The sequence below is a fragment of the Micromonospora gifhornensis genome (assembly GCF_016863515.1).
Lineage (GTDB): Bacteria > Actinomycetota > Actinomycetes > Mycobacteriales > Micromonosporaceae > Micromonospora > Micromonospora gifhornensis.
Genome location: NZ_BOPA01000015.1, coordinates 43724 through 60395 on the forward strand (window position 1 = coordinate 43724; position 16672 = coordinate 60395).

The 16672-nt window shown below is 68.9% G+C and carries 10 protein-coding genes; 9 read left to right on the plus strand and 1 reads right to left on the minus strand.

The genetic code is table 11. From position 1 onward, the window contains the following. Positions 1–546 precede the first annotated feature (546 nt). The 9 genes from araB (at position 547) to Vgi01_RS10050 (ending at position 13308) form a co-directional block, all read left to right on the plus strand. Positions 547–2232: a ribulokinase gene (gene araB / locus Vgi01_RS10010; RefSeq protein ID WP_204290823.1), complete on the plus strand. Its 1686-nt coding sequence runs from the start codon at positions 547–549 to the stop codon at positions 2230–2232. Further along, positions 2229–2900 (plus strand): L-ribulose-5-phosphate 4-epimerase, encoded by a 672-nt coding sequence (locus Vgi01_RS10015; protein WP_204290824.1) that lies wholly within the window; start codon positions 2229–2231, stop codon positions 2898–2900. Before araB ends, Vgi01_RS10015 begins: the two co-directional genes overlap by 4 nt. A gap of 129 nt (positions 2901–3029) precedes the next feature. Beyond that, positions 3030–4037: an ABC transporter substrate-binding protein gene (locus Vgi01_RS10020; protein ID WP_239088869.1), complete on the plus strand. Its 1008-nt coding sequence runs from the start codon at positions 3030–3032 to the stop codon at positions 4035–4037. Positions 4038–4224: 187 nt separating this feature from the next. Beyond that, a complete protein-coding gene (locus Vgi01_RS10025; protein ID WP_204290825.1) occupies positions 4225–5766 on the plus strand; it encodes a sugar ABC transporter ATP-binding protein in 1542 nt (513 codons plus the stop codon). Positions 5767–5783: 17 nt separating this feature from the next. Beyond that, positions 5784–6827, plus strand: a complete 1044-nt coding sequence (locus tag Vgi01_RS10030) for an ABC transporter permease (RefSeq protein WP_204290874.1) — start codon at positions 5784–5786, stop codon at positions 6825–6827. After that, positions 6824–7813: a galactofuranose ABC transporter, permease protein YjfF gene (gene yjfF / locus Vgi01_RS10035; protein ID WP_204290826.1), complete on the plus strand. Its 990-nt coding sequence runs from the start codon at positions 6824–6826 to the stop codon at positions 7811–7813. Before Vgi01_RS10030 ends, yjfF begins: the two co-directional genes overlap by 4 nt. 27 nt (positions 7814–7840) lie before the next feature. After that, entirely contained in the window at positions 7841–9343 is a 1503-nt protein-coding gene (araA, locus tag Vgi01_RS10040; RefSeq protein ID WP_204290827.1) for an L-arabinose isomerase, read from the plus strand. Positions 9344–9795: 452 nt separating this feature from the next. Then, positions 9796–11841: a family 43 glycosylhydrolase gene (locus Vgi01_RS10045; RefSeq protein ID WP_239088874.1), complete on the plus strand. Its 2046-nt coding sequence runs from the start codon at positions 9796–9798 to the stop codon at positions 11839–11841. Positions 11842–12318: 477 nt separating this feature from the next. Beyond that, the gene (locus tag Vgi01_RS10050) at positions 12319–13308 is read left to right on the plus strand and encodes a LacI family DNA-binding transcriptional regulator (RefSeq protein WP_199180323.1); all 990 of its coding nucleotides are present in this window, start codon (positions 12319–12321) and stop codon (positions 13306–13308) included. A 611-nt stretch (positions 13309–13919) separates the two neighbouring features. On the opposite strand, the gene Vgi01_RS10055 is transcribed toward Vgi01_RS10050, so the two are convergent. Continuing rightward, positions 13920–16661: a beta-L-arabinofuranosidase domain-containing protein gene (locus tag Vgi01_RS10055; protein ID WP_204290829.1), complete on the minus strand. Its 2742-nt coding sequence runs from the start codon at positions 16659–16661 to the stop codon at positions 13920–13922. Positions 16662–16672 lie beyond the last annotated feature (11 nt).

Sequence of the window (16672 nt, forward strand, 5' to 3'; positions counted from 1 at the left end):
TCGACCTGATCGGGAGCAGTTGCCCAGTCCTGCTGGTGCTGATTTCGCACGTGGAAACGATTCAGTTGGCGATCGGCTCCAGTACGGCCTCGCGTCGGCACGGATGTCGACGAGGGCGGTGGAGTCGCCCCTGTGGAATCGACGGATGTTAACGCTCATGTGTCGAATCGAGGCGCCTTCGCGGGTGGCCCGGAGGCCTTTGTGGATGGCATCGGTCGATCACCCGGCAAGCCCGGGCCGACGGCTGTAGTCGTTACAGTGGCCGGCGGGCTCCGGTGCTGACGCGGCCGCTGCGGGCGGAGCCGCCGGAGCGGTCGCGGGCAGCCGACGGCCGTGCGTCGCCCGCGCCGACCGGGTGCGACATCGGATACCGCTTGCGCATCCCGGCATCTGGCGCAGGATGGGCCGGGTATGCGGTGTCGCGCCGATCGTTGCGGGTGGTCGGGCGGGTCGCCGCACTCCGTTACGGAGCTGTTGCCGGCCGGTGTCTTGACGACGCCGGATGTGAGCGTTAACACTGAGGTCCGTCATCGGCCGGAGGTGAGCATGAGCGGTGTGGGCGAAGTCGGCGACCGGTATGTCGTCGGAGTCGACTACGGGACCCTGTCCGGGCGGGCCCTGGTGGTCCGCGTACGCGACGGTGCCGAACTGGGTACGGCGGTGCACGAGTACCGCAACGCCGTCATCGAGTCCGCACTGCCCGACGGCGGCCCGTCCCTGCCACCGGACTGGGCGTTGCAGGACCCGCAGGACTACCGCGACGTGCTGCGTCACGCCGTGCCGGCGGCCGTCGCCGCCGCCGGAGTGGACCCGCGTGACGTCGTCGGCATCGGCATCGACTTCACCGCCTGCACGATCCTGCCGACGCTCGCCGACGGCACTCCACTGTGCGAGGTGCCGGAGCTGCGGCAGCGGCCGCACGCCTGGGTGAAGCTCTGGAAGCACCACGCGGCCCAGCCGCACGCCGACCGGATCAACGCCCTTGCCCACGAACGCGGCGAGCCGTGGATCGGCCGCTACGGCGGCAAGATCTCCGCCGAGTGGCAGTTCGCCAAGGGGCTGCAACTGCTGGAGGAGGACCCGGAGGTCTACCAGCGGGCCGACCGGTTCATCGAGGCCGCCGACTGGATCGTCTGGCAGTTGTGCGGCGTCGAGACCCGCAACGTCTGCACGGCCGGTTACAAGGGCATCATGCAGGACGGCAAGTACCCGTCGACGGATTACCTGACCGCCCTCAACCCCGACTTCGGCGACTTCGTGACCAAGCTCGACGGTCCGCTGCTGCCGCTGGCCGACAAGGCCGGCGAGCTGACCGCGCAGGCCGCCGCCTGGACCGGCCTGCCGCAGGGCATCGCGGTGGCCGTCGGCAACGTCGACGCGCACGTCACCGCCGCCTCCGCGCAGGCCCTCGCACCGGGCCGACTTGTCGCGATCATGGGCACCTCCACCTGCCACGTGGTCAATGGCGCCCAGCCGGCCGAGGTGGCCGGGATGTGCGGCGTCGTCGAGGGCGGCATCAGCGCCGGGGCCTGGGGCTACGAGGCCGGTCAGAGCGGGGTCGGCGACATCTTCGGCTGGTTCGTCAAGCACGCCGCCCCGGCGGAGGTGGCCTCGCACGAGCGGCTCACCGAGCTCGCCGCCGCCCAGCCGGTCGGCGCCCACGGTCTGGTCGCGCTGGACTGGTGGAACGGCAACCGGTCGTTGCTTGTCAACCACGACCTCAGTGGAATGATCGTCGGCCTGACCCTGGCCACCCGTCCGGAGGACGTCTACCGGGCGTTGCTGGAGGCGACGGCGTACGGCACCCGCATGATCATCGAGGCGTTCGTCGAGGCGGGAGTGCCGGTCAACGACCTGGTGATCGCCGGCGGGCTCACCTCGAACAAGCTGCTGATGCAGATCTACGCCGACGTCACCAACCGGCCGTTGAGCATCATCGGCTCGGCGCAGGGCCCGGCGCTCGGCTCGGCCATCCACGCCGCGGTGGCCGCCGGCGAGTACTCCTCGATCCACGAGGCGTCGCAGGCGATGGGCCGGATCAGCGAGGCGGTCTACCGCCCCGATCCGGACCGGGTACGCGCCTACGACGCGCTCTACGCCGAGTACCGCACGCTGCACGACCACTTCGGTCGCGGCGCCAACGACGTGATGCTGCGCCTGCGGGCGATCCGGAACGCGGCCGCGGGATCGGGCGCGTCGACGAACGAGACCGCGTTGGAGGAGGTGGCATGATCGAGCGTGAGTTGCGCGAGACCGTCGCTCGGCTGCACGGCGAACTGACCCGCTACGGACTGGTGGCCTGGACGGCTGGCAACGTCTCCGCGCGGGTACCCGGCCGGGATCTGATGATCATCAAGCCGAGTGGTGTCGACTACGACGACCTGTCCGCCGACAACATGGTGCTCTGCGACCTCGACGGCGTACCGGTCGAGGGCGACCTGTCGCCGTCGAGTGACACCGCCGCGCACGCCTACGTCTACCGGGCCATGCCCGAGGTCGGCGGCGTGGTGCACACCCACAGCACGTACGCGACCGCCTGGGCGGCCCGCGGCGAGTCGATCCCCTGCTGGCTGACCGCCCAGGCCGACGAGTTCGGCGGGGAGATCCCGGTGGGTCCGTTCGCGCTGATCGGCGGGGACGACATCGGCAAGGGGATCGTCAGCACGCTGACCGGGCACCGCTCGCCGGCCGTACTGATGCGCAACCACGGCGTCTTCACCATCGGGCGTACCGCCCGGGCCGCGGTCAAGGCCGCGGTGATGTGCGAGGACGTCGCCCGGACCGCGCACCTGGCACGGGCGCTCGGGCAGCCGGTGCCGATGGCGCAGGCGGACATCGACGCCCTCTACGACCGCTACCAGAACGTCTACGGCCAACGTCCCGCGCCGGCGACCACCTGACCCCGGATGCGACCCGACCGGGCCGCGACCGACCTCGTACCACCTTGCACAGGATCCACACCACCAGTACGCCACGACGCCGGTCTCGGCCGACGGCGTGGAACCCGCACCCCCACCCGAGGAGATCCGATGAGAAACATGCGAATGTCCCTCGCGCCTCGGCGCGCCGTCGCGGCGCTCGCCGCCGTGCTTCTGGCCGGCGGTATGGCAGCCTGCGGCAACAGTGACACCGGAACCGACGGCGGAGGAGCCGGCGACGACAAGATCGTCATGGGCTTCTCCCAGGTCGGCGCGGAGAGCGGCTGGCGGACGGCCAACACCAACTCCATCAAGGAGGCGGCTGCCGAGGCGGGCATCGAGCTGAAGTTCGACGACGCCCAGCAGAAGCAGGAGAACCAGATCAAGGCCATCCGCAACTACATCCAGCAGAAGGTCGACGTGATCGCCTTCTCGCCGGTCGTGGAGTCGGGCTGGGACACCGTGCTCAAGGAGGCCAAGGACGCCGGCATCCCGGTCATCCTGACCGACCGCGCGGTGGACTCGGCCGACAAGTCGCTGTACAAGACCTTCCTCGGCTCGGACTTCGTCAAGGAAGGCCGGCTGTCCGGCGAGTGGCTGGTCGAGAACTCCAAGGACGCGACCGGCGACGTGAACATCGTCGAGCTGCAGGGCACCACCGGCTCGGCCCCGGCCAACGACCGGAAGAAGGGCTTCGCCGAGGCGATCGCCGCCGACCCCAAGCTGAAGGTCATCGCCTCGCAGTCGGGTGACTTCACCCGCGCCGGTGGCAAGCAGGTCATGGAGCAGTTCCTCAAGGCCCACCCGAAGATCGACGTGCTCTTCGCGCACAACGACGACATGGGTCTGGGTGCGCTCGAGGCGATCACCGCGGCGGGCAAGGAGCCCGGCAAGGACATCACCATCATCACCATCGACGCGGTCAAGGACGGCATGCAGGCCCTGGCCGACGGCAAGTTCAACTTCATCGCGGAGTGCAGCCCGCTGCTCGGCCCACAGCTGATGGACCTGGCCAAGAAGATCCACGCGGGTGAAGAGGTGCCGCCGCGGATCGAGACCGAGGAGACCACCTTCACCCAGGAGCAGGCCAAGGAGGCTCTGCCCAACCGCAAGTACTGATCGATGCCCGGGGTCGCCACAGTGAGCGTGGCGGCCCCGCCGCGTCGCCCACTTCCCCGACGGACCGGGCGGCCCGACACCTCCGGTGCCCACGTCCGCCCGATCGACCCTGAGGGTCGGTCGGGCGGACGTCACGGGACGGCCGTAGCCCCCGAACAGAATCGAACCCAGAAGAAGGCCTGATGGGATGACGGATAGCCGTCCGGTCCTGACGATGACCGGGATCAGTAAGTCCTTTCCTGGAGTGCGCGCACTCCACAACGTCGACTTCCGGCTCTTTCCCGGCGAGGTGCACGCCCTCATGGGCGAGAACGGCGCCGGCAAGTCGACCCTGATCAAGGTGTTGACCGGGGTCTACGGCATCGACGAGGGCACCATCACGCTGGGCGACGAGCAGGTGGCCTTCTCCGGCCCGATGCAGGCGTCCGCCGCCGGCGTGAGCACGGTCTACCAGGAGGTCAACCTCTGCCCGAACCTCTCCGTGGCGGAGAACATCTTCATCGGCCGGGAGCCCCGACTTCTCGGGGCCGTCCGCTGGGGTGAGGTACGCCGGCGGGCGCGGCAACTGCTGACCCGCCTCGACCTCGACATCGACGTCACCGCGCCGGTGGCCAGCTACTCCCTGGCGGTGCAGCAGATGGTCGCCATCGCCCGCGCGATCGACGTGCAGGCGCGGGTGCTGATCCTCGACGAGCCGACCTCCAGCCTGGACGCCACTGAGGTGGCGCAGCTGTTCCGCGTCATGCGCCAGTTGCGCGACGAGGGAATCGCGATCCTCTTCGTGACCCACTTCCTCGACCAGGTCTACGGCATCGCCGACCGGATCACCGTGCTGCGCAACGGCACCCTGGTCGGTGAGTACCCGATCGCGGAGCTGCCGCAGCTCGCCCTGGTCGAGAAGATGATCGGCAAGGAACTCGACGTGCTGGAACGGCTGGAGGAGCAGCCCCGGCGGGAGCTCGCGGCCGTGGAGGGCGGCACCCCGTTCGTGGCGGTCTCGGAGTTGGGTCGCAAGGGCGCGGTCGCCCCGTTCAGCCTGACCATCCACGCCGGCGAGGTGGTCGGCCTGGCCGGCCTGCTCGGCTCGGGGCGTACCGAGGCGGCGCGGTTGTTCTTCGGCGCGGACCGCGCCGACCGGGGCGAGGTCACGGTGAACGGCAAACCGACGAGCCTGCGCAACCCGGTTCAGGCCATCGAGTACGGCATCGGGTTCTGTTCGGAGAACCGCCGCGCGGAGGGGATCATCCCCGACCTGTCCGTCCGGGAGAACATGATCCTGGCGATGCAGGCGGCCCGGGGCTGGCTCCGCCCGATCCCACGTCGACGCCAGGACGAACTGGTCGAGCAGTACATCAAGGCGTTGAGCATCCGACCCGCCAACCCGGACGTGCCGGTGCGTAACCTCTCCGGCGGCAACCAGCAGAAGGTGCTGCTGGCCCGCTGGCTGATCACCGAGCCTCGCCTGCTCATCCTGGACGAGCCGACCCGCGGCATCGACATCGGCGCCAAGGCCGAGATCCAGAAGCTCGTCGTGCAGTTGTCCGACGGCGGCATGGCCGTGCTGTTCATCTCGGCCGAGCTGGAGGAGGTGCTGCGGCTGAGCCACAAGGTCGCGGTGATGCGGGACCGGGAGATGGTGGCGCAGCTCGACAACGACGACACTGTGGACGCCGAGCGCGTCATGCAGACCATCGCCAGCGGATCGACGAGGAAGGAGGCGAGCCAGTGAACGAGCGTCTCAGGTCGATGGCGAGCCACCGGCTGTTCTGGCCGGTGGCGGTCCTCGTGGTGATGCTGGCGGTGAACACGATCTACCGGCCCGGCTTCCTGGCCGTCGAGGTGAACAACGGGCACCTCTACGGCACCCCGATCGACATCCTCCGGTTGAGTGCCCCGCTGATCCTGGTCGGGCTGGGCATGACCCTGGTCATCTCCACCGGCGGTATCGACCTGTCGGTCGGCTCGATCTGCGCCATCAGCGGCGCCATCGCCTGTCTGCACATCAGTCAGGCACCGGACCAGAACAGCCTGGTCACCGTCTTCACCGCGCTCGCCATGGCGCTCGGCGCCGCACTCGTGCTCGGCGCGTGGAACGGTGTGCTCGTCTCCGTGATCGGCATCCAGCCGATCATCGCGACGCTGATCCTCATGGTGGCGGGCCGGGGCCTGGCCCAGCTGGTCACCGAGGGGCAGATCATCACCATCAACTCGGGGCCGTACCGGGCGCTCGGGCTGGGGCACCTGCTGACCCTGCCGCTGGCGATCTTCATCGCGCTGGGCGCGGCCCTGCTCATCGCGGCGCTGACCCGCCGTACCGCCCTGGGCATGATCATCGAGTCGGTGGGTGGCAACCGGGAGGCCAGCCGGCTGGCCGGCATCCGGTCAGCCCGGATGGTCTTCCTCGTCTACGTGGTCAGCGCGGCATGTGCGGCCGTCGCCGGCTTCATGATGACCGCCAACGTCTCCAGCGCCGACGGCAACAACGCCGGTCTCTGGGTCGAGCTGGACGCGATCCTCGCGGTCGTCATCGGCGGCACGTCGCTGGCCGGTGGCCGGTTCTACCTCAGCGGCACCATCCTCGGCGCGCTGATCATCCAGACCCTCACCACGACGGTGTACGCCATGAACATCTCCCCCCAGACGGCCCTGCTGTTCAAGGCGGTGGTCGTCATCGCGGTCTGCCTCATCCAGGCACCGGAGTTCCGGGCCAAGCTCGGTCGGCGCAGGCGCGGTGGACCGCCCTCTCCGTCCTCGGCCCCGCAGCCGCAGAAGGAAGAGGTGACGGCGTGAGCACGACCTCGCTGACCACCGGCCCGCGGTGGGCCCGGCTGCCCCGGCGTCACGTGCCGGTGCTTGTCACCCTCGCCCTGCTGCTGGTCATGTACGGCATCGGCGTGTCCCAGTACCGCGCCTTCTCCAACGTCCAGGTCATCTTCAACGTCTTCATCGACAACGGTTTCCTGCTCGTGGTCGCGGTCGGGATGACCTTCGTGATCCTCACCGGCGGCATCGACCTGTCGGTCGGCTCGGTGGTCGCGATGACGGCGATGGTCTCGGCCTGGTTGCTCGAATCCGGCCTGCCGGCGTTGCCGGTGCTGATCATCGCGTTGCTCATCGGGCCGACCCTCGGGTTCCTGATGGGCTGTGCGATCCACTTCTTCGACATCCAACCGTTCATCGTGACACTTGCCGGGATGTTCTTCGCCCGGGGAATGTGCACGTTCATCAGTGACTCGTCGATCCGGATCACCGACGGCTTCTGGACCACGATGGCGCAGTACCGGATCGGCGATCCCCGCGGCAACTTCGTCTCGGTCAGCGTCCTGATCGCCTTCGCCGTCGTGCTGATCGCCGCGTACGTGCTGGCGTACACCCGGTTGGGGCGCAACGTGTACGCCATCGGCGGCAACCCGCAGTCGGCGCTGTTGATGGGCCTGCCGGTGGGCCGTACCCGGATCGCGGTCTACACGATCAGCGGGCTCTGCTCGGCGATCGGCGGGATCCTGCTGTCGTTCTACACCCTGTCCGGAGCGCCGCTGATCGCGGTCGGCATGGAACTCGACGTGATCGCGGCGGTGGTGATCGGCGGCACCGTGCTGACCGGTGGATCGGGCTACGTCTTCGGCACGGTGCTCGGTGTGCTGGTGCTCGGCGTGATCCAGACTCTGATCACCTTCGACGGCAGCCTCAACTCCTGGTGGACCAAGATCGTGATCGGAGGCCTGCTCTTCGCGTTCATCCTGTTCCAGCGCCTCATCGGCATCCGCTACAAGTGACCGCCCCTCTCGCGGAAGGCAACTCCCATGGCAGCACAACCTGAACCCGAGGTCTGGTTCCTCACCGGAAGCCAGGCGATGTACGGCGAGGACACCCTCCGGCAGGTGGCCGAGCAGTCCCGTCAGATCGCCGCCCTGCTCGACGATTCGCCGCACATCCCCGCCCGGGTGGTCTGGAAGCCGGTCCTGACCACAAGCGCCGACATCCTGAAGGTCTGTCAGGACGCCAGCGTGCAGGGGGCGGTCGGGGTCATCGCCTGGATGCACACCTTCTCGCCGGCGAAAATGTGGATCACCGGCCTGGACGCGCTGCGTACGCCGCTGCTGCACCTGCACACGCAGGCCAACGTCCAGCTGCCGTGGCACGAGATCGACATGGACTTCATGAACCTCAACCAGGCCGCCCACGGCGACCGGGAGTTCGGGTTCATCCAGACCCGCCTGGGGGTGGCCCGCAAGACGGTCGCCGGGCACGTCACCGACCCGCGGGTGCTCTCCCGCGTCGGTGCCTGGACCCGGGCCGCGATCGGCTGGTCGGCGATGCGTTCGCTGCGCCTGGCCCGCTTCGGCGACAACATGCGCGACGTCGCGGTGACCGAGGGCGACAAGGTGGAGGCGGAGCTGCGCTTCGGCGTCTCGGTCAACACCTACGGCGTCAACGACCTGGTCACCGCCGTGGACGAGGTCGCCGAGGCGCAGATCGACGACCTGGTCAAGGAGTACGACGACACGTTCCGGGTCGCCGCCGAACTGCGCCCCGGCGGTGACCGACACGACTCGCTGCGGTACGCCGCCCGCATCGAACTCGGCCTGCGTACCTTCCTGGACGCCGGTGGCTTCCGCGCCTTCACCACGAACTTCGAGGACCTCGGCGGACTGCGGCAACTGCCCGGCATCGCGGTGCAGCGGCTGATGGCCGACGGGTACGGCTTCGGCGGCGAGGGGGACTGGAAGACCTCGGTGCTTGTGCACACCGTCAAGGCGATGGCGGTCGGGGCCGAGGGTGGCACCTCCTTCATGGAGGACTACACCTATGACCTCACGCCGGGCCAGGAGCTGATCCTCGGCGCGCACATGCTGGAGGTGTGCCCGACGATCGCCTCAGGCGTGCCGAACGTCGAGATCCACCCGCTGAGCATCGGCGGCCGGGAGGACCCGGTCCGGCTGGTCTTCGACGCCGAACCCGGCCCGGCGGTGGTGCTCGGTCTGGCCGACATGGGGGAGCGGTTCCGGCTGGTCGCCAATGAGGTCGACGTGGTGGCGCCGCCGCAGCCGCTGCCCAAGCTCCCGGTGGCCCGGGCCGTCTGGCAGCCCCGTCCGAGCCTGGCCGGCTCGGCCGAGGCGTGGATCACCGCGGGCGCGCCGCACCACACCGTCCTGTCCCAGGGCGTCGGGGTGGAGGAGCTGCACGACCTGGCCGAGATGGCCCGTACCGAACTGGTCGTCATCGACGCGGACACCGAGCCGCGCCGCTTCGCCAACGAACTGCGCTGGAACCAGGCGTACTACCGGCTCGCCCGGGGCTTCTGAGCACGACCCTGCCGGCGTGACGGGTGGCACGCCCGTCACGCCGAGGCGGCAGCGCGCGTTTTCGCGGCTGCCTCGCCCCGGCCGGCCCGCCACCCACCGGCCGGGGCACCGCCCCGCCGGTGGCGGGTCCTCACCTTCCCCTCCGCCGCCCGTTCGCGCGGCGGATGTTACGTCTTGACTAACGTCGTGTTATCGCTCACAGTCGATAGTGAAGACGGACGATATCTGTGGCTGTCCGGGCCGCTTCGCGTCTCTCCCAGCAAATGATCTCTTGTCATCCCTTGGGCACCGGGTGGCATGTTAGCGATCACATGACTGGCCTGAGATCACCACGAGCTCGCCGCAGTGGAGACCGTCCCGCTCAGATGGCTCGTCATTGCTGAAGGAGGATCATGGTTGCCATTGGCGAGGTCTCAGGACCCGCGCCGCGTAGGCGTGGGTGGTGGTCGCGGATGTGGGCCGCGGTGGCCGCGGCGGTGATGGTCGGCGGCACGCTGGTGGCGGTGGCCGCCACGCCGGCCTCGGCCGCGACGGTCGACACCAACGCGTGGTACGTGCTGGTCAACCGCAACAGCGGCAAGGCGCTCGACGTCTACAACCTGGCGACCAACGACGGGGCGCGGATCACCCAGTGGTCGCGTAACGACGGAAACCAGCAGCAGTGGCAGTTCGTCGACTCCGGCGGTGGCTACTACCGGCTCAAGTCGCGGCTGTCGGGCAAGGTGCTCGACGTCTACAACTTCTCCACCGCCAACGGTGCCTCGATCGTGCAGTGGTCCGACCACAACGGGACCAACCAGCAGTTCCGGCTGGCCGACTCGGCCGGTGGCTACGTACGGCTGATCAACCGGAACTCGAACCGGGTGATGGAGGTGCAGAACGCCTCGACCGCCGACGGCGGCAACATCGTCCAGTACGACGACTGGAACGGCGCCAACCAGCAGTGGCAGCTGGTCCGCATGGGCGACGGACCCACTCCGGGGCCGACGACCCCGCCGCCCACCGGTGGCAACTTCACAAACCCGGTGGTCTGGCAGGACTTCGCGGACGTCGAGGTGATCCGGGTCGGCGACGTCTACTACATGACCGCCTCGACGATGCACTACTCGCCCGGCGCGCCGATCCTGCGCTCCTGGGACCTGGTGAACTGGGAGTTCGCCGGGCACTCGGTGCCCCGGCTGGACTTCGGCACCAAGTACGACCTGCCCCCCGGGCAACAGGCGTACGTGGAGGGCATCTGGGCGTCGACCCTGAGCTACCGGCCGAGCAACCAGACGTACTACTGGGCCGGGTGCATCAACTTCGCCCAGACCCACATCTACACCGCCAAGGCCGTCGACGGCGATTGGACCCGGCACGCCACCCTGCCCTGCTACTACGACGCCGGCATGCTCATCGACGACAACGACACGATGTACGTCGCGTACGGCAACGGCACCATCAGCGTCGCGCAGCTCTCCGCCGACGGGCGCAGCCAGGTGCGCGCCCAGCAGGTCTACCAGACCCCGTCGAGCATCGGCACCCTGGAAGGCGCCCGGTTCTACAAGCGCAACGGGGCCTACTACATCTGGTTGACCCGCCCCGCCAACGGCCAGTACGTGCTGAAGTCCACGAACGGACCCTTCGGCCCGTACGAGCAGCGGCAGGTGCTGCTCAACATGCAGGGCCCGATCTCCGGCGGTGGCGTACCCCACCAGGGCGGCCTGGTGCAGACCCCGAACGGCGCCTGGTACTACATGGCCTTCACCGACGCGTACCCGGGCGGGCGGGTGCCGACTCTGGCCCCGATCAACTGGACCGCCGACGGCTGGCCGCAGGTGCAGACGGTCAACGGCGCCTGGGGCGTGAACTACCCCAACCCGTTGCCGCTGCGTCCGGTCAAGCCGCTCACCGGGGTGGACACCTTCGCCGGCACCACCCTCGGCCCACAGTGGGAGTGGAACCACAACCCGGACAACAGCCGGTGGTCGGTGAACAACGGCCTGCGGCTGCAGACCGCCTCGGTCACCAACGACCTCTACCAGGCCCGCAACACGGTCACCCACCGCATCCAGGGGCCGACCTCGACGGCGACCGTCGAGCTCGACTACTCCACGATGCGCGACGGCGACCGTACCGGTCTGGCCATGCTGCGCGACGTCTCGGCCTGGATCGGGGTACGGCGTGACAACGGGCAGACCCGGGTGGTCATGACCAACGGGCTGAACATGAACAGCAACTGGGACACCACAAGCACCGGCAGCGAGATCGCCAGCGCGGCGGTGTCCGGCGGGCGGATCTGGCTGCGGGCCAACGCCGACATCAGGCCCGGCTCCGGCCGGCAGGCCCGCTTCTCGTACAGCACCGACGGGGTCAACTTCGTCTCGTTGGGCAACGCCCTGACCCTCAACAACAACTGGACATTCTTCATGGGGTACCGGTTCGCCATCTTCAACCACGCCACCCAGGCACTGGGCGGCGCGGTGACCGTGCGACGCTTCGAGCTGGCGACGCCCTGACCTCGATCGTCAGGCGGCTCTCGAAGTGGGTCCGGCGTTCTCCTCCGGCAACGCCGACCACCGGGAACGAGGTCACCAGCCACCGGTGACCGGCGGGTGGCGCCCAGGCATGGGCGCCACCCGCACCACGCGCCGGTCCGGGCCGCAATTTCGCGGAATCGTGGCCCGGATCGCCGCGCGGCGAAAGGCGTGGAGCAGCGACGCGAAAAGCGTGGAGCAGCGACTTCGAATCACCCTTTAGCCGATCGGTGCTGATCGGAAAGACGGACATCCGTCAATCCGCGTCTGGCCTGTCGGCGTATGACGTCGTCGCTGTCGTAGACTGTGCGTGATCTAGCGAAAAGCCACCCCGGCTGGCACGGGCCGGCGTGGGCGTCGCGAGAGGGATCGTGAATCTGAGCCGCTCCGGTCAGTGTCGACGGGTCGCGGCGACCCACGGGCATGCGGGAGTGTGAGATGGCCGTACGCGATCCTGCGATGACGGACGTGGCTCGCCTCGCTGGCGTCTCCCACCAGACGGTTTCGCGAGTGCTCAACGGCCACCCGAACGTGCGGGAACAGACCCGGCTGCGGGTCCAGGCGGCAATAGCCGAGCTGGGCTACCGGCCGAACCGGGCGGCGCGTGCGCTGGTCACCGGTCGCTCTCAGGTGATCGGCGTGGTCGCGCAGAACACCACCCTCTACGGGCCGGCGTCACTGCTGGCCGCCTTGGAACAGACCGCCGCGGAGTCCGGCTTCGCGGTCAGTGTGGGCAGCGTCCGCGACCTCGATCACCGGTCCATCTCGGCGGTCGTCGAACGGCACCTGGCCCACCGGGTCGCCGGCATCGTGGTGATCGCACCGGTGGAGTCGGCCGGTGAGGCGCTGGAGCGGCTGCCCAACGACGTACCGTTGGTCACCGTCGACGGTGATCCGCGCCGACCGATGCCGCTGGTGACTGTCGACCAGGCAGCCGGTGCCCGAGCCGCGACCCAGCATCTGCTCGATGCCGGGCACCGTACGGTCTGGCACGTCTCCGGGCCGTCCGACTGGTTCGACAGCGCGGGCCGCATCGAGGGCTGGCGGAGCGCCCTGCTCTCGGCGGGCGTCGAGGTCCCGCCGCTGGTGCCGGCGGACTGGTCGGCGGCGGCCGGCTACCGGTGCGGGCAGATGCTCGCCCGGATGCCCGACGTGACAGCGGTCTTCACCGCCAACGACCATCTCGCGCTCGGGGTGCTGCGCGCCCTGCACGAGCACGGCCGACGGGTGCCGGACGACATAAGCGTGGTCGGCTTCGACGACGTGCCGGAAGCGGCCTACTTCATCCCACCGCTGACCACCGTCCGACCGGACTTCGTCGCGGTGGCGCGGGCCAGCCTGGAGATGCTGCTGGCGCAGATCGAAACCGACAGCGGCGGCGCTCTCCGCGAAACCATCGCCCCCTCCCTCGTATCCCGCCAATCCGTAGCCCCCCCACCCCGCCGCTAACCCGGCCCTCGCTCGGAGTGTTGATCAAGAGGTTTCGGTCAGAATCAGCTCGACATCCGACCAAAACCTCTTGATCACCCACCCCCGGCGCGCCCCTGCGGCCTCAACCCGATCCCGGCCGGCTGGCCGGGTCGGTCCGCACCGCCGTCTGGAACGGTGATCAAGAGGTTTTGGTCGGGGAGCGCGTGGGATCAGACCGAAACTTCTTGATCAACGGGGTGGGGCGGGGTGGGAGAGCGTGGGGTTGGCTGAGGTGGTGTCGGCCCGGACAGGTCGTCGGTCGTCGGGTGGCGGGAGTGGCTGACGTCCCGCAGTGCCCTGACAGACGGTGACCTCGAAGAGGAGTGTGCCCTTACTCCTGGCCAGAAGTTAGCATGTTATCGATAACATCATCAAGAGTGTCGATGGATTGACGACTGTGGGGGCGTTGCCTGCTGAGGGAACGGCTGCCGAGAAACGCGTGTGGGGCCCGAGCGGGAGGCCCGGGCCGCACACGCGTCAGGCGATCAGCGTCAGCCGTCAGCCGTCAGCCGTCAGCCGTCAGCCGTCAGCCGTCAGCCGTCAGCCGTCAGCCGTCAGCGATCAGCGTCAGCCGATCAGTGGTGGGGTGGTCAGATGAAGCGCCAGCGGTGGTCGTTGGCGCCGTTGTCGTCCCAGATGACGATCTGGGTGCCCTGGCTCGACGAGGCGCCGAGTACGCCGAGCACCCGGCCGCCGTTGGCGGACTGGATCCGGAAGTAGCCGTTTGCGCCGTACCGTAGCCGCCACCGGTTGGCGGACGAGCCGTTGTCGGCCCACTGGACCACCCGGGCGCCGGCGGCGCTGCTGCCGTTCTCCACGCCCAGCACCTTGCCGCTGTTCGAGTTGCGCAGCCGCAGGTAGCCGCCGCTGTCCACGATCGCGGTCCAGAGGTGGTCGGCGGTGCCGGTGTCACCCCACTGGATGACCAGGCCGCCGTCGGCGGTGGACATGTTCTGCACGCCGAGCACCAGGCCGGTGGCCAGGTTCTGGATCCGGCGGGCACCGTTGGGGACGAACCGCCACTGGTTGTCGAGGGTGCCGTTGTCCGGGTCCTGCACCACGCGGGCGCCTTGCGCGGTCGAGCCGTTCAGGACGGCCAGCAGCTTGCCGCTGTTTCCGTTGCGGATCTTGTGCGAGCCGTCGCCGGCGTCCACGATCGTCCAGCGGTGGTCGGCGGTGCCGGTGTCCGACCATTGCAGGACCTGCGCGTTGTCGGCGGTGGACATGTTCTGTACGCCGAGCACCTTGCCGCTGTTGGCGTTGCGGAACCGCACCGCGCTGCCGTCGACGACCAGCTGCCAGTCGTGGTCGGCGGTGCCGTTGTCGGCCCACTGCAACGCCGGTGCGCCGTCGGCGGTGGACATGTTCTCGATCCCGAGCACCAGGCCGGTGGCGGCGTTCACCAGCCGGAACGTGGCCTGCACCGGGCCGGAGGAGCCGCCGCTGCTCCAGTAGACGGTGTAGTTGTGCCCGTGCGCGTCGTAGAACGGGAGCAGGTTGACCTGCGAGTTGTTGGCGGTGGCGGTGAAGGTGAGCGCCGTGCTGCTGGTGCGGGTGACCGAGGCGGTGGCCAGCGCGGGCAGCGCCGACAGCGCGGTGTTGCCGTAGTTGCCGGAGAGCACCGCCGGGCCGTAGGTGAGGGCGACGACGCTCGGGTTGTCGTTCGTCGGCTCCACGACGACCCGCATCGGCAGCCGTACGGTCACCGTGTCGCCGGAGGTCCAGGTGCGGGTGACCGACGCGTACGTGCCGGGCGTGGTGGCGATGCTCTGCACGGTGCCGTTGACGCTGATGGTGGCGTCCTGCGTCCAGGCGGGGATGCGGATGCGCATCGTCCACGAGCCGCCCACGGTGCCGGTGACGGTGAGCGTGCTGGTGTCGCTGGCCGGGTAGCTGGTCGACTGGGTGACGGTGATGCCGCGCTGCGACCAGTTCAGCACCGACGGCATGAACAGGTTCACCGTCAGCGTGCTGCCGTTGTGGAAGTAGATCGAGTCCATCAGGGTGGTGTTGTTCTCCAGGCCGGTGCCCTGGCAGCACCAGAAGGAGTTGTAGTCCGTACTCCAGGTGCCGCCACCCCAGGCCGGTCCCACGCCGCGCCGTCCGCCCGGTTGCAGCGGGGTGAAGTAGGTGATGTGGCCGTGGTTGTCGGCCGGGTTCTGCGCGCCGATCAGGTGGTTGAGCAGGGCGCGTTCGTAGAAGTCGAAGTACGCGACCCGGTTCGGGTCGAGCAGCCACAGCTCGCGGGTCAGCTTGAGCATGTTGTACGTGTTGCAGTGTTCGCAGGTGTCGTTGCGCAGGTACCCGGAGATGGCGTTCGGGGCCCGGAAGTGTTCGGCCTGGCTATTGCCGCCGATGGCGTACGTGCGGGTGTTGACGGTCAGGTTCCAGGCGTTGCTGGCGATGTCGCGGTAGCGGGTGGTGCCGGTGGCCTTGAACTCGCGGGCCGCGCCGATCCACTTCGGGATCTGGGTGTTGGCGTGCAGCCCGTTGAGTTGGTCCTGGTTCGCCGCGAGGGGGTTGAACACGGCGGCGTGGTCGAAGCGCTGGGCGACGGTCAGCCAACGGGCGTCGCCGGTCTGCTGGTACAGGTCGGTCAGCACCGCGTTCATGCCGCCGAACTCGGTGCCGAGCATGGCCTGCATCTGTGCGGAGCTGAGCCGACCGGTACGCCAGTCGACCCACCCGGCCAACGCCAGCAGCACGTCCCGGGCCTGGTTGTTGCCGATGTGCCGCCACACGTCGAGCAGGCCGACGAGGGTCTTGTGGATGGTGTAGTACGGCACGTTGCCGTTGTTGAGGGTGCGGGCCTCCACGGCGGTGAAGTCCGACTCGGGGTAGCCGCAGAGGTAGCCGGGGTTGAAGCCGGCGGCGGCGTTGTTTGCCTGACACTTCGCCAGCTCGGCCACCATGTAGTTGGCTTTGTCCCGGCAGGTGGTGTCGCCGAGCACGGCCCACATGTGCGACCAGGCGGTCAGGAAGTGCCCCTGGGAGTGGGTGCGGAACGGGAAGCTGGGTGCCTCCCAACCACCGAGCGCCGCAGCACCGGCAGTGGACAGCCGGTGGTTGGCGCGGAAGTTGTAGAGCAGCCGGTTGACGTCGACGAAGCGCAGGTAGTTCAGGGTGCGGTTCTGGTTGTCCAGCCAGCGGCTGGCGGTCAGTCGCACCTGGCCCATGTCGAAGGCGTACGCGGCCACGCCGAGGTCGGGTCGGACCGGCGGGATCGCCGCGCTGGCGGTGCCGCCACGCAGCAGGGGACCGACGGCGGTGGCGAGGGCGGCCGCGCCGGCGGCCTGGAGCACGTGTCGACGGTTGAGGGACGGGTAGGGCATCGCGGCCTCCC